This window comes from Brachyspira alvinipulli ATCC 51933, from assembly GCF_000518245.1.
Classification (GTDB): Bacteria; Spirochaetota; Brachyspiria; order Brachyspirales; family Brachyspiraceae; genus Brachyspira; species Brachyspira alvinipulli.
The window spans coordinates 182,515-202,178 of the sequence record NZ_KI912403.1 but is presented as its reverse complement, the minus strand read 5'-3'; the positions used below and the strand labels follow the sequence as shown (position 1 = coordinate 202,178).

Here is a 19,664-nt window from a genome sequence, read left to right as displayed (position 1 = left end):
ATTATAATGTTTTAACTAATTGTAATAACTTTTATATTTTGATGAGGCATTTTATAGATGGATAGTATATTTAATTCAGATAGTTTGCTTAATTCAGCTATGACAGTTTGCTGGATTGGTTTAATTATATCTTCAGTATTAGCACTTACAATAATAATTGATAGATTTATATACTTTACAAGAATAAAAGCACAGGATGATTCATTGGCTCCAAAGATAATTTCTTTAGTTAAAGACAATGAGATAAAAGCAGCCATTGCATTATGTGAAACCAATAAATCTCCTTTATCTAATATAATAATTTCTGGATTAAAGAATACTAATATGCCTAAAGAATTTATGCAAAGCCAGTCTAATAAAGAATTACCTAAATTGGAGAGATTTATTTCAACTCTCTCTACAATATCTACAGTAGCTCCTTTATTAGGTTTATTAGGTACTATATTAGGTATGATACAATCTTTTGCAGTTATGTCCGTTGTTGGAAGCGGAAAGCCTACAGCTTTAGCAGGAGGTATTGCTAATGCACTTCTTACAACAGCAGCAGGACTTATTATTGCAATTCCATCCGTTGTTTTTTATAACTATTTTGTTAATACTATAAACTCAAGAATATTATTTATGGAAAATTTATCCAATGAAGTTTCTGATTTTATAATAAATTCAAATGATGAAACTAATAAATAATCAATTTTATTTTGATATCTCAATATCTTAATTGACATTATTATTTTATGTAGTATAATTACTATATATAGTTTTTAATAAAATATAGAGGTTTATTTATGAAGTACATATATTCTTTCTTAATTATAATACCATTAATTTTTATTTCATGTTCATCCCAAACTTCCAATAAAGAATCATCTGATAAAGTATTCAAAATAGGAATTTTACAATTAATTGAACATGATGCTTTGGATGCTTCTTATAAAGGTTTTGTTGATGGTCTTAAAGAGGCTGGTTATGAAGAAGGAAAAAATATTATTATAGATTATCAGAATGCTCAAGGAGAGCAAGCTAATTGTGTTACTATAGGACAAAAGTTTGTTAATGATAAAAGCGATTTAATATTAGCAATAGCAACACCAGCAGCACAGGCTGTGGCAAATATGACAAAAGATATACCTATACTTGTTACAGCAGTTACTGATCCTGCAGCTGCTAGTTTAGTGGCTGATAATAAAGTTCCTGGAGGAAATGTTACAGGTACTTCTGATTTAACTCCGGTAGAAGCTCAAATTGAATTATTAAATGAAATTACTCCTAACTTAAAAACAGTAGGACTTTTATATTGTTCAAGTGAGCAGAATTCAGTATTTCAAATGGACATAGCTAAAAAGAAATTAGATTCTATGGGATTAAAATATATAGATGCTACAGTTACAAGTGCTAATGAAATACAGCAGGTAGTTCAAAGTTTGATAGGAAAAGTAGAAGCTATTTATACACCAACTGATAATATGATAGCAGCTGGTATGGCTACAGTTGCATTAGTTGCTGAGCCTGCTAAACTTCCTGTAGTTTGTGGAGAGGGTGGTATGACTATGTTAGGAGGTACTGCCACTTATGCTATAAGTTATTATGAACTTGGAAAATTAACAGCTTCTCAGGCTGTAATTATATTAAAAGGTATCAAAAAACCTGCTGAAATGCCTATAGAAAAATTAAAAAAGTTTGATTTAGTTGTAAATACTAATATGGTTAATAGCATAGGTATTACTATACCAGAATCATTATATCAAAAATAAATAATAATTTTATAAAAACAATAGAAAAATAATAGTGTAGAGGAACATTTTTTATGGAAGGGCTTTTACTTGCAATACAAGGTGCGGCATCTCAGGGGATAATTTGGGGTGTAATGACGCTTGGTGTTTATATAACATTTAAAGTATTGGATTTTCCTGATTTGACAGTTGATGGTAGTTTTGCATTGGGCGGTGCTGTGAGTGCTATACTTATATCAAATGGTATGAATCCTTTTATTACCTTGTTTTTTGCATTTTTAGCAGGCTCTTTAGCTGGATTTGCAACGGGTTTTTTAAATACAAAATTGCAAATTCCTGGTATATTAGCTGGTATTCTTACTATGATAGCTTTATATTCTATTAATATTAGAGTTATGGGAAACAGACCTAATATACCGCTTTTGGGAATGGATACTTCTTTAACTATAATACAAAATTTCTTATCTTTAAATAAAGTATTATCTGATTTGCTTGTAGGATTTATATTTTCTGTAATTATTATAGCTATAATGTATTGGTTTTTTGGTACTGAGATGGGATGTGCTATAAGGGCTACAGGAAATAATGAAAGAATGATTAGAGCATTAGGTGTTGATACTAATGTTATGAAAATAATAGGACTTATGATATCAAATGCCTTGGTTGCTTTGTCTGGTGCTTTGGTTACTCAAAGTCAGGGATATGCCGATGTAGGTATGGGAACTGGTACAATAGTTATAGGACTTGCCTCTGTTATAATAGGGGAGGTTGTATTTGGAAACAGATTCTCATTCTGGTACAAGCTCGCTTCTGTTGTGATGGGTTCTATAATATACAGAATAATAATAGCTATAGTTCTTCAATTAGGATTGAAAGCTACAGATTTAAAACTTCTTACAGCTATAATAGTTGCTATTGCTCTTTCAGTGCCTGTACTAAATAGAAAGGTTACTAGAGTTGTAGGCGGAAAAAGAAAAGGGTAATATAGGGAGGAATATTATGTTGGAATTAAAAGAAGTTTATAAAACATTTAATAAAGGTACAATTACAGAAAAAAAAGCCATTAAGGGTGTTAACCTTAAATTAAATGATGGAGATTTTGTAACTGTTATAGGCGGAAACGGAGCAGGAAAATCTACTCTTTTGAATTTGATTGCTGGAGTTTATGAAGTAGATTATGGTACTATATCCGTTGATGGAGTAGATATTACAGATAAGAAAGAATATGCAAGGGCTGGACTTTTCGGCAGAGTTTTCCAAGATCCTATGGTTGGTACTGCTTCTAATATGGGTATAGAAGAAAATTTGGCACTTGCTAAAAGAAAAGGTAAAAGAAGAACTTTAAGATGGGGTATAACTAAGGCAGAGCGCGAGGAATATGTTGAAAAATTAAAAAGACTTGATTTAGGACTTGAAACAAGGCTTCAGTCAAAAGTAGGGCTTTTATCAGGCGGACAAAGACAGGCATTAACTCTTCTCATGGCTACTCTTAAAAAACCAAGACTTTTACTACTAGATGAACACACTGCAGCACTTGACCCAAAAACAGCTAAAAGAGTATTAGACCTTACAGAGGAAATAATTAGAGAAGACAAGCTTACAGCATTTATGGTTACTCATAATATTAAAGATGCTATTCATTATGGAAACAGGCTTATAATGATGAATGACGGACATATAATATATGATGTTGCAGGTGAAGAAAAGAAATCATTAGAGATATCTGACTTACTCAAGAAATTTGAGACTGAAGAAGGTGCTTTAAGCGATAAATTACTGCTCTCTTAATGTTTTTTTATATTTTTTGATTATTCTGTCATAAGAAATATTATAATCATTTCCATAATCAAAATTGTCATCATCCAGTAATATTTTAACTTTTTTGGTTTTATGATCTAATTTTACTTTTAATATAGGAGCACAGTATCCAGCTTCATAACCTGCTTCCAATAAAATATCATCACTGTTTTCATCAGAATATTCATCATAATTATTATCTATATAATCATCTATACCTTTATGAAAAATATAGCCTTGATATTGAAGGGCATCATCAGGATTATCAAATACTTTTTCATCTATAGTATCCGGATCAACTACATATAATATGTCAGGTATATTATTATTCATGCCAATTCCTAATAAATTTGTTATAATAAAAATAACATAAATTGTCAAAAATATATTTTGATTTTATTATAATATTTTGAACACAGTATATAAAAGAAAAATTATAAGATTTTATATCAATTTATTGAAATAGAATCTTATAATTTTGTAACTAATCTATATAATTATTATTCTTTATTATTTTTGTATTCTATGGCCTCTTGAACTATGGGCACTAATACATCGAAATCAAGAGGTTTTTCTATAAGTCTGAATACTCCCTCTGCGATAATCTCTTTAACCATTTCTGTATTTCCATAAGCGGTTATAATGATTATAGGTATTGAACTTTTTCTCTTTTTCATTTCTCTTATTAATGCAAGTCCAGTCATAGAAGGCATTAATAAATCTGTAATAATAACATCAACAGGATTGTGTTCTAATATAGTTATTGCTGATTTACCATTTTCTGCTGTAATTACTTCAAGATTATGAGGTTCAAAAGTATATGTTATAAGATTCCTTATAGGCTCTTCATCATCTACAGCTAGTATCAAAGGTTTACCATTTACCATTTTTTATCCCCATATAATTATTTTAAATGTATTTAGATAATCTATAAAGAACACTTTTTTTACCTAAAAGTTCACATATATGAGATAGTTCACTTCCTGCCGCACTTCCTGTTAATACATAACGTATAGGATGATATAGGTTAGGTCCTTTTAATCCGGTTTCTTTTTGTGCTTTTTTGATTAGGGCTTTCATATATTCATCTGTAATTTCATCAGTACTTTCTATATCATTTTTTATAAATTTAAGTAAGTTTTTACTTTCTTCTTTATTTACGAGTTCTTTCATTTCATCTGTAAGTTCAAAATCATTCTCAAAGAAAACAGGTACATATTTTACAATGTCGGATAAAACTACACAATTATGTCTTATAACAGAAACAAGTTTTTTAGCCCAAGCATGTTCAGCTTCTGTATAGTTTTCTTTTAAAAAGCCTCCATTAACAAGGTATGGTATGAAAAGTTCTGTGATTTCATCTAAATTTGTATTTTTTATATGCCAAGCATTTAAATGTCTTAATTTAGCAGTATCAAAAATAGCGGGGCTTTTAGAAAATCTGTCCAATTTGAAAGCTTTAATCATATCATCATCAACCATAGTTTCCATAGCTTCTGGGTGAGTCCATCCAAGTAAAGCAAGGAAGTTTCTCATAGCCTGAGGAAGGAAGCCTTCATCTTTGTATTCCATTAAAGTTGCTGCACCATGTCTTTTTGATAGTTTTTTTCTGTCATTTCCAAGTATTGAAGAAGTATGTGCAAATCTAGGTACTTCAGAACCTAATGCCTCATATATTAGTATCTGTTTAGGAGTATTTGATATATGATCTTCACCTCTGATAACATGTGTAATTTTCATAAGCATATCATCTATAACAACAGCATAGTTATAAGTAGGGAAGCCATTTTCTCTTACTATAATAATATCTCCAATTTCATCGCTGTTAGTTTTTACGATACCTCTTACATAATCATCAAATGTAATAACCTGATTTTTAGGAACTCTAAATCTGATTTTAGCAGGTTCTCCGTTTGCTACTCTTCTTTTAGCTTCTTCTAATGGTATATCTTTACATTTGCCGTCATATATAATAGGCTGATTAAGAGTTTTTTGCATATTTGATTTTTTTTCTAATTCCTCAGAAGTACAGAAACAATAATATGCTTTTCCTTCTTCCATAAGTTTTTCAGTATATTTTTTATATATATCAAGTCTTTCAGATTGAAAATACGGACCATAATCTCCGCCTACTTCAGGACCTTCGTCCCAATCTATTCCAAGCCATTTTAATGATTTTATAGCCATATCAACAGCTTCTTTAGTGCTTCTTTCTTGGTCAGTATCTTCTATTCTTAGAATCAATTTACCATTTATAGCTTTGGCATACAGCCAATTAAATAATGCAGTTCTAGCGTTTCCTATATGTAAAAAACCAGTTGGAGATGGAGCGAAACGAACTCTAATATCCGACATAAAAATTTACTCCTTGTTACTTTAAACTTCGACTATTATACATCAAAACAAATAAATATCAATTAAATAATAGTTTTATGCCGAAATAAATTTTATTTGTTTTATCAATAGAACTTGAAATCTTTTTTATATTATGTTATACTTAATCGTAATTCTATATTTGGTGTATTATGGGCAATATTGTTGTTATTACAGCTCCCTCAGCTGCAGGTAAAACTACTCTAATAAAAAAATATATGGCTAATCATCCTAACGCTTCATTTAGTGTTTCTTATACAACTAGAGAACCAAGAGCAGGCGAAGTTGATGGTAAAGATTATTATTTCGTGGACAAAGAAAAATTTGAACAAATGATATCGGATGGCGATTTCATAGAATGGGCTAATGTTCATGATAATTATTATGGAACTTCATTTAAAGAGTTGGAAAAAGCAGATAATGAAGATAATATTTTAATACTTGATATAGATATTCAAGGTGCTTTATATCTTAAAAGCAAAGAAATAGAAGCAAATTATATATTTATAATGCCTCCTTCAATAGAAGATCTTAAAAAGAGATTGGAAGGCAGAGGTACAGAAACAGAAGAAAGTATTAAAACAAGAATATGGAATGCTAAAAGAGAAATATCATTCAAAGATAAATTTGATATCGTTATAGAAAATGATGATATAGAAAAGGCTTATAAAGAGCTTGAAGAAGCTATAAATTCAAAATTATAAAATTATATAATGGAGTTTAATATATGGGTATAATACCGTTGGAAAAACTTATAGAATATAGAGGTAACCGTTATGAATTAAGCAGAGCTATGATAGAATTAGCTAAAAACGGCGGAACTTTATTAAAAGGGGAGACTAAATACAGAGGTGGAAAATATATACCTACTGTTATGAAAAATATATTAGATGGTAAAATTAAATATGAATATGAAGAAGGTGTTGATATGGTAGTTGATGAGGAAGCACCTTTTAAACATTCTGAGATTGAATATAATGAATCTGAATATTCTACAGAAGAGGAAACTGTAGTAGAAGATAATGAAGTAGAATATGTTTCATCTGATATTGATGATTATGAGGAAGAAGAGGATAAGCCTAAAAAAAAGAAAAGAGCTTCAAAAAAGAAAGATGAATAAATAAAGTGAAGAAAATTGTATTTATATCCGGAGCTACAGCCTCCGGTAAAAGCGGTTTTGTACATAACTTAATAGATAAATATTTCAATAATAATGCCTCCATAATCTCTATAGACTCAATACAGGTCTATAAATATATGGATATAGGCTCTGCCAAGCCATCGGTAGAAGAAATAAACAAATATGATTATAAAATGGTTGATATCCTTGAACCTACTGTTAATTTTAATATAAAGGATTATCTTGATATATTTAAAGATGTAATATCTAATATAGATGATAATAAAATAATATTTGGAGTAGGCGGTACAGGATTTTATATAGATGCCATTAAATATGGTATATTTGAAGAAGAAAATGATAATAAAGAGAGTTCTCAAAATATAAGAAAAGAGCTTTATAATAGAATAGATAAATACGGATTAGAAAGTTTGTATTTAGAACTATTAGATATAGACAAAGAAGCAGCAGAAAATATAGACAGATTTAACAGCAGACGTGTTGTAAGAGCTTTAGAGGTGTATTATAATACAGGTAAAAAGTTTTCGGATCTTAGAAAAACTAGAAAACCTATTGTTGATTTAGAGTATTTAAGCTGCATTATAGATATTGAAAGAGAAATTCTTTATGATAACATCAATAAGAGAGTTGATTTGATGTTTGAAAAAGGTTTGCTTGATGAAGTGAAGAGAATTATTGATATGGGAGTTAATAATTCTAATACAGCTATGCAGGCTATAGGTTATAAAGAATGTTATGATTATATTGTTAATGATTATTTAAATTTAGAAGAAACTATTGAACTTATCAAAAAACGTACTAGAAATTTTGCTAAAAGACAGCTTACATGGTTCAGGCGTGAAGAACATAAAAGAATTACACCTAATGATATAGATATTACAGCTGATTGTATAAAATCATTTTATGGTATTTAGTTTTTCTATATATTAATATATTCTGCCTATCAAAAATATATGTTGACTATAAAAATGCCCTATGATATAATGATATAATAGGATTCTTATTAAAATTAGAGGTATTAAGTGGATATTTATGATATAGTCGATAATCCTGAAAAGCAGCTTGAGGTTTTTTCTTCTATTATAAAGAGAATGAATGCCAGCAATGATCATGATGAAACTTTGGTGGCTATTGTATCTGAAATAAAAAGAATAATGTATACAGATTCTATTTTACTTTATTTAGTAGATCAGGAATTATTTAATATAAATTATGAAATGTCTATAGGTCCATTAGGCAGTAAATTTTTTGGACATATTATAGATAGTGAAAAACCTTTATCAGTAAGAGCTTATACTACATCTTGTTCACTTTATTCAAATGATCCTCAGGAGGATTCTGCTTTTACTCCTATGAAAGAAATTTTAGGAGATGAATTAAAAAATATTTTATTTGTACCTTTAAAAGTAAGAAAAAAGAATATAGGTTCATTATTTTTAATAAATAAAAAAAATGGAAAGTTTATAGAACAAGATACAGTTGTAATGTCATTATTTGCTAATATTGTATCATTAGCTTTAGTTAATAAGATGGTATATGACAAATCTCAATCAAGGGCTTATGAGGTTGGTGCTTTATATCAAATGTCTATATCTATTAATAAATGCGAAACTATAGATGAAATACTTAATGATAATATTAGTATAGTATGTGAAGCATTTGAAGCACATAGAGTATCTGTAATTATAAAAGAGAATGGTGTATTTAAATTTAAAGCAGGAATTGGTATTGATGAGGATGTTATTAAATATGGTGTTGTAACTGTTGAAGACAATGTTCTTGCTGAAGTTCTCCGTACAGGAAAGCCGGTATATTCTATAAATGTAGATAAAGATTCCAGATTCAAACCTAATAAAAGTTTAAGATATACTAGAAATAGCTTTATAGTAGCACCAATAATAGCAAAAGATGAGATAATTGGTTTCCTTTCTGCTACAGAGAGAAATATCAATAAAGCATTCAATCTAAGTAATTTATCACTTTTAGAAATGCTTGCTCAGCAGATTGGTGAAAATTATATGCATATACTTTTATCTGAAGAGTCAAAAATAAAAGAATCTCTAACAGAAGAAATTAATTTTACGGAACAGCTTCAAAAGAGTGTACTTCCAAAAGAATTTCCTAATAAAGATTTATTTGATGTGGCTGCTGTCAGCATACCAAGTAAAAATGTAGGCGGAGATTTTTATGATTATGTGAAGATTAATGATACTAAATATGGTCTTGTAATTGCTGATGTATCAGGCAAAGGATTAGGGGCAGGATTCTTTATGACTATGACTCGTTCTATATTAAGAGTATATTTTTCTGAAATGGATGATCCTGCAAAGATACTTGAAAGTACAAATAAACATATATATGCAGATTCTAATAATGGCATGTTTGTTACATGTTTCTTGATTGTTGTTGATACAGAAAATAAAACAATTACATATTCTAATGCAGGACATTTACCTCAATTTTTAATTAAAAAGTATGATATTAGTTCTTTAGACTCCATACATGAAATGCATACTCATGGTAAGCCTTTAGGTTTTATTGAGAATGCAACATATCAGAATAAACAAATTTCTTATTCCAAATCGGATACAATAGTTTTATTTACCGATGGTATAACAGAAACTTTTAATAAAGATGGTGAAGAATACGGAGAAGAAAGACTTAAAGCTATCTTAAAAAATGATTATGATAATGCAAAAGAGCTTGTAAATGATATTGTAGAAGAAACAATATCTTTTAGAGATAAAATGCCTCAGTTTGATGATATTACTCTTTTAGTTGCAAGATTATTAAATTAATTTTTCTATTTTTATTTTAACATCTTTTTATTGAAATAAATACGGCTTTATGGTATATTGTGATTAATATTCTATAAAGGATTTTCTTATGAAAAAAATATTCTTATTAATCACAATTATGTCTTTAGCTATAATTCAATGCGGTAATAAAACAGATAGTCAAACAGCTTCTAATGATGTTAATACAAATGAGGCAGTACAGTCAAATGACACTATACCAGCAACAAAAATATTATCACAGGCAGATACAGCATTTTTAGAGAATGTAAAAAATAAAATAGTAATAGATGGAGATTCTCAATATACTTTCAGAGAGAATGGAGATTTAGAATATATGTCTGGTTCTCTTTTAACATTTGAATCTTCAAAAGACGGAAGTAATGCTTATTATTATGAAACTTATAATATACAAGATAAGTACGAAAAAGGACCAAGTAATATTGCTACAAATTATAAAGGCTTTTCAATAATAAATGGAATTCTTTATGAAGATAATTATCAAGGTTATGAAGGCGATCCCATTGAAACTATAATGGTTAAATGGGAAAAAGAAAATTATTATTCTAATTACTATTACAGACAAGTAAAAGAAAATCCTAACTTCGATAATTTCCCTTATGAGAATAAAGCTGATGTAACTTTTGATAAATACAATAGAATAGCAAGAGGTTTGTTAATATCAAAATCAGATTATAAACTTGATGAAGTAGGTGATATTAATGAATATAATTTTGATAATGTATACACAAATGGTTATAATGCATCTATTGAGTTAAAGAAAAATGATGACGGAACATTCTATTTCTATGCTATTAACATAACTACAGATGAAAACGGACAAACAGTAACTAATATTCAAAGTACAGATGTTAGTAAAATGGTATTAGAAGAAAATCAGTATGTTGAACCTTATTGTGAAATATTTGACAATTCTATGGAGTATGGAGAAGTTTCTGGTGCGGATGGTACATATTTTATAGATATAACTCCTATAAGTTCTGATGCTTTAGTTTTAGTTGAAAATAATGGAAGCTATGGATTCAGCGGAGTTTTTAAAAAGCAGTCTAATTAATTTTTATTTAGTTTGAAATTTAATGGCTTTATCAATTATTATATTGGTAAAGCCTTTTTATTTTTGTATATTCTATAGATGCAGGATAATAATGTTTTTATTGAAATAAATATATCTATATAGTATACTTACGGTATCAATTCTTAGAGGATAGTTTATGAAAAAAATATTCCTATTTATCACAATAATGTCTTTGATTATAATTCAATGCGGTAATAAAACAGATACTCAAACTAATGATGCTTCGGTGCAGTCAAATGAAACTATATCAGCAGCAAAAATATTATCGCAGGAGGATGCAGCATTTGTAGAAAAGGTAAAGAATAAAATAATTATAAGCGGTATGGCTAAATATACTTTCAAAGATAACGGCGATATAGAATATGTATATGATTCCGGAAGTTATAGAGAGGATAAAAATTATATATTTGAATCCTCAAAAGACGGAACTAATGCTTATTATTATGAACTTTATAATATACAAGATAAGTACGAAGAAGGACCAAGTAATATTGCTACAAATTATAAAGGCTTTTCTGTAAAAAATGGAATTCTTTATGAAGATAATTATCAAGGTTATGAAAGCGACCCTAATGAAACTATAATTACTAAATGGGAAAAAGAAAATTATTATTCTAATTACTATTATAAAGAAGTAAAAGAAAATCCTAACTTTGATAATTTCCCTTATGAGAATAAAGCAGATGTAACTTTTCAGAAATATAATGAAAGACAGGAAGGCATATTAATATCAGAATCAGATTATAGACCGGAAGAAGTAGGCAATATCAATAATTATAATTTTAATAATGTATATACAAATGCTTATAATGCTTCTATAGAATTAAAGAAAAATAATGATGAAACTTTTTACTTGTATGCTATTAGCATAACTACAGATGAAAACGGACAAACAGTAACTAATATTCAAAGTACAGATGTTAGTAAAATGGTATTAGAAGAAAATCAATATGTTGAACCTGAATGCGGTATAGGTGCTCATACTTTAGATTATGAAGAGACAGTAGGAATGGATGGAGGTTATATTATATCTATTCAGCCTATAAATATTGATACTATTATGGTAACAGAGCCTAATGGAAGCTATGGTTTTACTGGTATATATAAAAAATCTGATGGAATGTCAGGTTCTGTAGATGCTAATGATAAAAGCACTAAAGAAAAAGCATATTATAATGCTTGCAGATGGTATGCTGAAAATTACAGTGAATTAAGTGATATTTTTAATAAAATTGTAGATTTTGATTTTGAGGGTGGCGGATATTATGAGATTAATATGGAGAATGTATATCTCTATATATCTAAATTTCAAAATTCGGGATATTTTTCTGACAATTATATTAAAAATTTAGAAAATAATTTTGAAGAAATAAAAAATAATTTGGAAGAAAATAAACAAAATGACGGAGCTGTTGAGGGGATGGATTATGACTGGTTTTTAGCTACTCAGGAAATGGATTATTATCTTAATATTATAACTAATGAAATTACTCTTAAAAATGTAGTAAATTATGGCGATGAAGGAGATTCTTTATGCATAAGCAATGAGGCAGGAGAGTCTGTAATTTTAGAGGTTAAAAAATATGGTAATGAATGGCTGATTGAAAAGTAAATAATAAAATAATAGGATAATTAAATATGAGTAAAGATAAAAAATTTAGTATTAGATTTGCTGAATTAAAAGATATACCTACTATATTAAGATTTATAAAAGAGCTTGCTGCTTATGAGAAATTAGAACATGAGGTTACAGCAACTGAAGATATATTAAAAGAATGGATATTTGAAAAGGAAAAAGCAGAAGTTTTAATAGCTTTAGAAGATGATGCTGAAATAGGATATGCTTTATTCTTTCATAATTTTTCAACTTTTTTGGGTAAAGCTGGTATATATTTGGAAGATTTATATATAAGTCCCAATTACAGAGGTTTGGGATATGGTAAATCTTTATTAAAGGAATTAGCCAAAATTGCAGTTGAAAGAGGATGCGAAAGACTTGATTGGCAATGTTTGGATTGGAATAAACCAAGCATTGATTTTTATTTATCATTAAATGCTTCCGCTATGGATGAGTGGACTACATACAGATTAAGCCATGATAATTTGAAAAAATTTGCTGCTGAATAATTTATGGGGTTGTTATTTATGAATGATAAGAAATTCACAATAAGATATGCTGAAGAAAAAGATATACCTACTATATTAAGATTTATAAAAGAGCTTGCTGCTTATGAGAGTTTGGAGCATGAGCTTAATCTTACAGAAGAAAGTTTAAAAGAAAATATTTTTGATAAAAAGAAAGCTGAGGTTATAATTGCTTTTGAAGATGATATTCCTGTTGGGCATGCTGTATTTTTTGAGACTTTTTCTACTTTTGTAGGAAGGCATGGTTTATTTTTAGATGATTTATATGTTAATGAAAAATACAGAGGTTTAGGTTACGGAAAAAAATTATTTGAAAAAGTTGCTGGTATAGCTTTAGAACGTAACTGCGGCAGATTTGAATGGTGGTGTTTGGATTGGAATAAATCTAGTATAGAGTTTTATTTATCCACCGGTGCTGAAATGGTAAAGGATGCAAGAGTATATAGACTTACTAATGAAGCATTGAAAAAATTTTTATAATTCTTGATAATATGAAAAAAAATAGTATAATATATGAAATTTATTTCATAAATAATTAAGAGGTTGCAACATATGAAAAAAACAGTCTTGCTTAAGATATCAGGAGAGGCTTTACTTGGTCAGAAAAATTATGGTATAGATAATAATGTTGTTGATAGAATAGCATTAGAAATGAAAGAAGCCTGTAATGATACTCAAATAGCTGTTGTGGTAGGCGGAGGTAATATTTTTAGAGGTATGCAGCTTTCGGATAAAACAGGAATGGTTAGAGCTACAGCCGATTCTATGGGAATGCTTGCTACAATAATGAATGCTATAGCTTTAAAAGATAGATTTATGGCTGCCGGAATACCTACTCAAATACTTTCTGCTTTTAATATAGAAGGTATGATAGAAGGTTTTGAAAGAGATAAAGCTATTCGTATATTGGAACGTGATAATGTTTTAGTTATAGCTGGCGGAACATCCAATCCATATTTTACGACTGACAGTACAGCAATATTAAGAGCATTAGAAATAGGAGCATCTATTGTATTGAAAGGAACTAATGTTGATGGTGTATATGATAAAGATCCTAAAACTAATAAAGATGCTAAAATGTATGATGATATTACATTTAAAGAAGCTATTAATCAGAATTTACGTGTAATGGATATGACAGCTTTTGCTATGGCTAATGATAATAATATGCCTATAAGAGTATTTAATATGAATAAAATGGGTAATATTACAAAAGCTATTACTGGAGAAGTTATAGGAACTTATGTTCATAATTAATATATAAAGTTTATTTTAAAGGAGAGTTTATGCTTGACTTCGGTTATATGCCTATTATACCAATGTTTGTTGGTATAGTTATAATACTTGTATTTTTACTTATTTTCTTACGTTTTTTCCCTATAGGTCTTTGGGTTACAGCTTTATTTTCTGGCGTAAGAATTAATATGATAACACTTCTTACAATGCGTTTAAGAAGAGTTAATCCATCACTTATAGTTTTGAATCAAATTAAATTATGGAAAGCAGGTTTAAAAATAGGAAGCAATGAACTTGAGGCGCATTATTTAGCTGGAGGAAATCCTACTGCAGTTGCTGATGCTTTAATTGCTGCTGATAAGGCTTCATTAGATTTAAGTTTTGAGCGTGCTGCTGCTATTGATTTAGCTGGAAGAGATTTAGTTGACGCTATAAGAACTTCTGTTTCTCCTAGGGTAATAGCCACTCCGTTAATTGCTGCTGTTGCTAAAGATGGTATACAAGTTAAAGCTACTGCAAGAGTTACTGTAAGAACTAATATTAACAGACTTGTAGGAGGTGCCGGAGAAGAAACTATTATTGCCAGAGTAGGAGAGGGTATAGTTACTACAATAGGTAGTTCTGCTTCTCATAAAGAAGTTTTAGAAAATCCAGACAGAATATCTCAGGTTGTGCTTGCTAAAGGTTTAGACTCAGGTACAGCTTTTGAAATACTTTCTATAGATATTGCTGATGTTGATGTTGGAAGCAATATTGGTGCTTTCTTACAGATTGACCAAGCTGAAGCTGATAAAAAGATTGCTCAGGCTAAAGCCGAAGAGAGAAGAGTTATGGCTATTGCACGCGAACAGGAAATGCGTGCTATGGTAGAAGAGATGAAAGCTAAAGTTGTAGAAGCTGAATCTCAATTGCCTCTTGCTATTGCTGAAGCTCTTAAAAAAGGAAACATCGGTGTATTAGATTATTATAATATGAAAAATGTTATGGCAGATACAGAGATGCGTTACAGTATTTCCTGTATGGACTCTGCAAGCAAAAATAATAATTCTTCATCTGCAAAATAATATTTAAATAATAATTTTAAAAAATAAAGGTTGTATAATTTTTTATACAGCCTTTATTTTTTATTGAAATATATTTTTTTTATTATATAATATAGATATGTTTGTAAATATTGTGTTTTTAGATAACATACTTGAAGTCAAGTCAAGTCAAGTCAAGTCAAGTCAAGTCAAGTCAAGTAACTAAACATTATAATATCTTTATATATTTTTATTTTATCATAATAAAAAATTTAAATTTTATTTTTTATTATGTTTATAGGATGCACAATGTATAAAGATAAAAAAGTATATTTATGTGCATTCCATAATTTGGATTTGTATCCTTCTGCTATTAGATTTAAAAAACAAGCAGAAAGTTTTAATATCTTTGATGAAATTTTTATATATCATGAATATAATCTACCTTATGATAAAAAATTTGAAAGTTTGCTTCGTCCTAAATTGTCATCTAGTAGAGGTTTTGGTTATTGGTGCTGGAAACCATTTGTTATATTAAATATATTAGAATCTATGGATGATGATGATATTTTATTTTATGCCGATATAGGTTGCCATTTTAATAAAGAAAGTATTAATATATTTTATGAATATTTAGATATTGTTATAGAGAAAGGGGCATTATGTTTTAAAACATCTTACCCAGAAAAAATGTGGACTAAATCAGATTTATTCAATTATTTTAATGTATTAGATGATACAAATATTATAGATACTCATCAACTAGCAGCAACTTGTTTCTTTTTATTAAAAAATACTAGTAATATAGAATTGATAAAAAAATGGCTTCAAATTTATTATGATGATTTTTCTCTAATTGATGATACTCCTTCCAAAATTCCAAATGCTGATATATTTATTGAAAATAGACATGATCAAAGTGCTTTTTCTGTACTTGCTAAAATATATAGCTTTCCTACATATCCTTTTAATCAAGAGAAGTCTAAAAATAAAAAAATTCCAATTAATGCTTTGAGAGATAAAAAAAATGTGAATGATATAATTTCTTTAAATGAATTAACTGTTTTTATGGATATGTATTTATATAAATTTAGTAATCAATTCCATATATTTGTAGACAGACTTGTATGGTTCATTCCTATAAGAAATAAAAGAGATGATTTTAGGTATAATATAAATTTATATGCTATGAAATTGATAAAAAAATATTTTGATGTAAATGAAATTGAAAATATTAATATAGTTAATATTAAAATTATAGATAGATATTTAAAATATATAATTAATAAAAAAGTTCAAAGATATATAAAAACTAATATAAATGAAATAAAAGATTATGTAAACTTTTCTAAAAATAGTATTGAAGAAGCAATAAATTACATTTCTAAATATAAATAGGGTTATTAAATAATAATAACCCTATCTGCATTTTTAATTATTTTTCAAAAACTAAACTATCTCCTGATTTTTTTACCTTTATAGTATCTCCTTCTAAATATTTACCAGCTAGCATTTCTTTTGCTAAAGGATTTTCTATATAATTTTGTATAGCTCTTTTCAATGGTCTTGCTCCAAACTGAGGATCATAACCAATATCAGCAATATAGTCTATAGCCTCATCGCTTACATCTAAAGTTATTCTTCTGTCTTTAAGTCTGTTAGCAACTCTTGCTATTTGATTTCTTACTATCTCAGCAATGTATTTTTTGTCAAGTCTAGTAAATGTTATTATCTCATCTATTCTGTTTAAGAACTCCGGTCTAAATGACATCTTTAATAGTTCCTGAATCTTTTCTTTTATGTCTTTTGTATCATTAGCTTCAAGAATAAGGTCAGAACCTAAATTACTTGTCATTATGATAATAGCATTTTTGAAATCTACTATTCTTCCTTGTCCGTCAGTAAGTCTTCCATCATCTAATATCTGAAGTAAAACATTAAATACATCAGGGTGAGCTTTTTCTATCTCATCAAATAATATAACAGAATAAGGTCTTCTTCTAACTGCTTCTGTTAATTGTCCTCCTTCATCATAACCTACATATCCTGGAGGAGCTCCTATAAGTCTAGTAACAGAGAATTTCTCCATATACTCACTCATATCTATTCTTGTTAAAGCATGCTCATCACTAAATAAGAAATCAGCAAGTGTTTTAGCAAGTTCTGTTTTACCAACTCCAGTAGGTCCTATAAATAAGAAACTTCCAAGAGGTTTATTTTCATCAGAAAGTCCTGCTCTGTTTCTTCTAATAGCATCAGCAACTGAAGTTATAGCTTCATCTTGTCCTACAACTCTCTTATGTAATACTTCTTCAAGCTGTAAGTATTTTTGTTTTTCACTTGCAAGCATTTTACTTACAGGTATTCCAGTCCATACAGATATTACTCTAGCTATATCATCTTCAGAAATCTCTTCTCTTAAAAGTCTTTTCTTATCAGAGTTTTTAGCCTCTTCCATAGCTTTAGTAGCTTCTTCTAATTTTTTCTGCAGTTCCGGTATTTTACCATATTTTATTTCAGCAGCTTTTGCTAAATTTCCTTCTCTTGTGTATTGAGTTTCTTTTATATTCAAAGCTTCAAGTTCTTCTTTTAATTTTCTTGTCTCTTCAATTCTTCCTTTTTCATTATCCCATTGAAGTTTCATAGCGTTGCGTTCTTCAGAAAGTTCAGATAATTCTTTTTCTAACTTTCCTAATCTTTCTTTAGAAGCAGCATCATTTTCTTTTGAAAGAGCTTGTTTTTCTATATTAAGCTGTAAAATCTTTCTTTCTATTTTATCTAGTTCTGTAGGCTGACTGTCTATCTCTATTTTTAATTGGCTTGCAGCTTCATCTACCAAGTCAATAGCTTTATCAGGCAAAAATCTATTAGTTATATACCTGTTAGATAAAACAGCAGCAGCAACTAATGCATCATCTTTTATTCTAACACCATGATGAACTTCGTATTTATCTTTTAAACCTCTTAATATTGAAATAGTATCTTCAACACTAGGCTCTTTACAATAAACTTGTTGGAATCTTCTTTCAAGTGCTTTATCTTTTTCAATATATTTTCTGTATTCATCTAAAGTAGTTGCACCTATTGCTCTCAATTCGCCTCTAGCTAATGCAGGTTTTAATAGGTTAGAAGCATCCATTGCACCTTCAGTAGCACCAGCTCCTACAAGAGTATGAAGCTCATCTATAAATAATATTATGTTACCTTCAGATTTTTCTATCTCAGTAATAACAGCCTTTAATCTCTCTTCAAACTCTCCTCTAAATTTAGCACCAGCTACTAATGCACCTAAATCCAAAGCTAATAATCTTTTATCTTTAAGTCCGTCTGGTACATCCTGAGAAACTATTCTTCTAGCAAGTCCTTCAACAATAGCAGTCTTACCAACACCAGGCTCACCTATAAGTACAGGATTATTTTTTGTTCTTCTTGATAATACCTGCATAACTCTTCTTATCTCTTCATCACGTCCTATAACAGGGTCAATTTTTTCAGCCTCTGCTAATGAAGTTAAATCACGGCAGTATTTATCAAGTGCCTGCATTTTAGCTTCAGGGTCTTGGCTATTAACGCTTTGACCTTTTCTTAAATCTTTTAATGCACTTAAAACTTCTTTTTTACTTATGCCGCTTTTTCTAAGCATGTCGCCTGCTTTATTATCAGCATCAACAAGTGCTAAGAATATATGCTCTGTAGATACATATTGATCTTTCAAAGCATTGGCTTCTTTTTCTGCCTTAGCTAAAATTTTTCCAGCATTAGATGATAAATGTAATTGTACATTTTCACCTGTTACCTTTACATTTTCATCAACTAATCTTTGAGTTTTATCTATCAATGTATTTATAGGAACACCTATTCTTTCAACTAAAGGCTGAATAAGTCCGTCCTCTTGTTTTAATAGTGCTAAAAGTAAATGTTCGCTTTTTATTTCATTATGGTCTTCACCATTTGCTATATTAGCAGCTTCATTAATTGCATCTTGTGCTTTTATTGTATATTTGTTATAATCCATATTCTAATTAATTGACGGTTTAAACCGCCTAACTCCTTTATAATTTTAAGCATTCAATTGCTTTTATTTATATGTATGCAAAAAATGTGCCAAAATGGTAATAGTAAATGTATTATTATTATACGGTTATTTTTTATTTTTTGTGTTTATAATTATTTGTTGTATTTATATCTGTATAAATTTGATAGACTAAAATTTCATTATTGTATAAAAATAAAACGATTTACTATTAATTTTTGCCCACTGTTTCATTATATATATTTTTTATCATTCTTTATCATAGTTTCATAAATATAATATTTGTATTTTTTTTA

19 protein-coding genes are annotated in these 19,664 nt (G+C 28.7%); 15 read left to right on the top strand and 4 right to left on the bottom strand.

Going from position 1 to position 19,664, the window contains the following annotated elements:
* The first annotated feature begins 57 nt into the window (after positions 1-57).
* The 4 genes from T324_RS0108360 (at position 58) to T324_RS0108345 (ending at position 3,518) form a co-directional block, all read left to right on the top strand.
* On the top strand, positions 58-687 hold the full coding sequence (locus tag T324_RS0108360; RefSeq protein WP_028329832.1) for a MotA/TolQ/ExbB proton channel family protein: 630 nt from the start codon (positions 58-60) through the stop codon (positions 685-687).
* A gap of 98 nt (positions 688-785) precedes the next feature.
* Entirely contained in the window at positions 786-1,751 is a 966-nt protein-coding gene (locus T324_RS0108355) for an ABC transporter substrate-binding protein (protein ID WP_028329831.1), read from the top strand.
* A gap of 53 nt (positions 1,752-1,804) precedes the next feature.
* Entirely contained in the window at positions 1,805-2,713 is a 909-nt protein-coding gene (locus T324_RS0108350; RefSeq protein WP_028329830.1) for an ABC transporter permease, read from the top strand.
* Positions 2,714-2,729: 16 nt separating this feature from the next.
* Positions 2,730-3,518 carry an ABC transporter ATP-binding protein gene (locus T324_RS0108345; protein WP_028329829.1) on the top strand — a complete coding sequence of 263 codons (789 nt, stop codon included), beginning with the start codon at positions 2,730-2,732 and terminating at the stop codon, positions 3,516-3,518.
* On the opposite strand, the gene T324_RS0108340 is transcribed toward T324_RS0108345, so the two are convergent.
* The 3 genes from T324_RS0108340 to gltX all read right to left on the bottom strand — a co-directional run bounded on the left by T324_RS0108340 (position 3,504) and on the right by gltX (position 5,882).
* Positions 3,504-3,860, bottom strand: a complete 357-nt coding sequence (locus T324_RS0108340; RefSeq protein WP_028329828.1) for a hypothetical protein — start codon at positions 3,858-3,860, stop codon at positions 3,504-3,506. The genes T324_RS0108345 and T324_RS0108340 overlap by 15 nt on opposite strands.
* Positions 3,861-4,027: 167 nt before the next feature.
* Positions 4,028-4,414 carry a response regulator gene (locus T324_RS0108335; RefSeq protein ID WP_028329827.1) on the bottom strand — a complete coding sequence of 129 codons (387 nt, stop codon included), beginning with the start codon at positions 4,412-4,414 and terminating at the stop codon, positions 4,028-4,030.
* Between the two features lie 22 nt (positions 4,415-4,436).
* Complete coding sequence (gene gltX / locus T324_RS0108330) at positions 4,437-5,882, bottom strand: glutamate--tRNA ligase (protein WP_028329826.1); 1,446 nt, start codon at positions 5,880-5,882, stop codon at positions 4,437-4,439.
* Positions 5,883-6,052: 170 nt separating this feature from the next.
* On the opposite strand from gltX, the gene gmk reads away from it, so the two are divergent.
* The 11 genes from gmk (at position 6,053) to T324_RS0108275 (ending at position 16,733) form a co-directional block, all read left to right on the top strand.
* Positions 6,053-6,604 (top strand): guanylate kinase, encoded by a 552-nt coding sequence (gene gmk / locus T324_RS0108325; RefSeq protein WP_028329825.1) that lies wholly within the window; start codon positions 6,053-6,055, stop codon positions 6,602-6,604.
* Positions 6,605-6,627: 23 nt separating this feature from the next.
* Positions 6,628-7,020 carry a hypothetical protein gene (locus tag T324_RS0108320; protein WP_028329824.1) on the top strand — a complete coding sequence of 131 codons (393 nt, stop codon included), beginning with the start codon at positions 6,628-6,630 and terminating at the stop codon, positions 7,018-7,020.
* A 5-nt stretch (positions 7,021-7,025) separates the two neighbouring features.
* Positions 7,026-7,955: a tRNA (adenosine(37)-N6)-dimethylallyltransferase MiaA gene (gene miaA / locus T324_RS0108315; RefSeq protein WP_028329823.1), complete on the top strand. Its 930-nt coding sequence runs from the start codon at positions 7,026-7,028 to the stop codon at positions 7,953-7,955.
* A gap of 108 nt (positions 7,956-8,063) precedes the next feature.
* Positions 8,064-9,839, top strand: a complete 1,776-nt coding sequence (locus T324_RS0108310) for a GAF domain-containing SpoIIE family protein phosphatase (RefSeq protein ID WP_028329822.1) — start codon at positions 8,064-8,066, stop codon at positions 9,837-9,839.
* 88 nt (positions 9,840-9,927) lie between these two features.
* Entirely contained in the window at positions 9,928-10,911 is a 984-nt protein-coding gene (locus tag T324_RS0108305) for a hypothetical protein (RefSeq protein WP_028329821.1), read from the top strand.
* A 157-nt stretch (positions 10,912-11,068) separates the two neighbouring features.
* Positions 11,069-12,544, top strand: coding sequence for a hypothetical protein (locus tag T324_RS0108300; protein WP_028329820.1), 1,476 nt, complete (start codon positions 11,069-11,071; stop codon positions 12,542-12,544).
* 26 nt (positions 12,545-12,570) lie between these two features.
* Positions 12,571-13,059: a GNAT family N-acetyltransferase gene (locus T324_RS0108295; RefSeq protein WP_028329819.1), complete on the top strand. Its 489-nt coding sequence runs from the start codon at positions 12,571-12,573 to the stop codon at positions 13,057-13,059.
* Between the two features lie 18 nt (positions 13,060-13,077).
* On the top strand, positions 13,078-13,557 hold the full coding sequence (locus T324_RS0108290) for a GNAT family N-acetyltransferase (protein WP_028329818.1): 480 nt from the start codon (positions 13,078-13,080) through the stop codon (positions 13,555-13,557).
* Between the two features lie 72 nt (positions 13,558-13,629).
* Positions 13,630-14,334, top strand: a complete 705-nt coding sequence (pyrH, locus tag T324_RS0108285) for a UMP kinase (RefSeq protein WP_028329817.1) — start codon at positions 13,630-13,632, stop codon at positions 14,332-14,334.
* 29 nt (positions 14,335-14,363) lie between these two features.
* Positions 14,364-15,377, top strand: a complete 1,014-nt coding sequence (gene floA / locus T324_RS0108280; protein ID WP_084548636.1) for a flotillin-like protein FloA — start codon at positions 14,364-14,366, stop codon at positions 15,375-15,377.
* Positions 15,378-15,644: 267 nt separating this feature from the next.
* A complete protein-coding gene (locus tag T324_RS0108275; protein WP_028329815.1) occupies positions 15,645-16,733 on the top strand; it encodes a hypothetical protein in 1,089 nt (362 codons plus the stop codon).
* 37 nt (positions 16,734-16,770) lie between these two features.
* Here the strand turns inward: T324_RS0108275 and clpB are convergent, their stop codons facing one another.
* Positions 16,771-19,350, bottom strand: coding sequence for an ATP-dependent chaperone ClpB (clpB, locus tag T324_RS0108270; protein ID WP_028329814.1), 2,580 nt, complete (start codon positions 19,348-19,350; stop codon positions 16,771-16,773).
* Positions 19,351-19,664: the final 314 nt, after the last annotated feature.

Coding starts and splice junctions, on each gene's coding strand:
- T324_RS0108360 (WP_028329832.1), top strand. CDS start 58: ATGGATAGTATATTTAATTCAGATAGTTTGCTTAATTCAGCTATGACA.
- T324_RS0108355 (WP_028329831.1), top strand. CDS start 786: ATGAAGTACATATATTCTTTCTTAATTATAATACCATTAATTTTTATT.
- T324_RS0108350 (WP_028329830.1), top strand. CDS start 1,805: ATGGAAGGGCTTTTACTTGCAATACAAGGTGCGGCATCTCAGGGGATA.
- T324_RS0108345 (WP_028329829.1), top strand. CDS start 2,730: ATGTTGGAATTAAAAGAAGTTTATAAAACATTTAATAAAGGTACAATT.
- T324_RS0108340 (WP_028329828.1), bottom strand. CDS start 3,860: ATGAATAATAATATACCTGACATATTATATGTAGTTGATCCGGATACT.
- T324_RS0108335 (WP_028329827.1), bottom strand. CDS start 4,414: ATGGTAAATGGTAAACCTTTGATACTAGCTGTAGATGATGAAGAGCCT.
- gltX (WP_028329826.1), bottom strand. CDS start 5,882: ATGTCGGATATTAGAGTTCGTTTCGCTCCATCTCCAACTGGTTTTTTA.
- gmk (WP_028329825.1), top strand. CDS start 6,053: ATGGGCAATATTGTTGTTATTACAGCTCCCTCAGCTGCAGGTAAAACT.
- T324_RS0108320 (WP_028329824.1), top strand. CDS start 6,628: ATGGGTATAATACCGTTGGAAAAACTTATAGAATATAGAGGTAACCGT.
- T324_RS0108305 (WP_028329821.1), top strand. CDS start 9,928: ATGAAAAAAATATTCTTATTAATCACAATTATGTCTTTAGCTATAATT.
- T324_RS0108300 (WP_028329820.1), top strand. CDS start 11,069: ATGAAAAAAATATTCCTATTTATCACAATAATGTCTTTGATTATAATT.
- T324_RS0108295 (WP_028329819.1), top strand. CDS start 12,571: ATGAGTAAAGATAAAAAATTTAGTATTAGATTTGCTGAATTAAAAGAT.
- T324_RS0108290 (WP_028329818.1), top strand. CDS start 13,078: ATGAATGATAAGAAATTCACAATAAGATATGCTGAAGAAAAAGATATA.
- pyrH (WP_028329817.1), top strand. CDS start 13,630: ATGAAAAAAACAGTCTTGCTTAAGATATCAGGAGAGGCTTTACTTGGT.
- floA (WP_084548636.1), top strand. CDS start 14,364: ATGCTTGACTTCGGTTATATGCCTATTATACCAATGTTTGTTGGTATA.
- T324_RS0108275 (WP_028329815.1), top strand. CDS start 15,645: ATGTATAAAGATAAAAAAGTATATTTATGTGCATTCCATAATTTGGAT.
- clpB (WP_028329814.1), bottom strand. CDS start 19,350: ATGGATTATAACAAATATACAATAAAAGCACAAGATGCAATTAATGAA.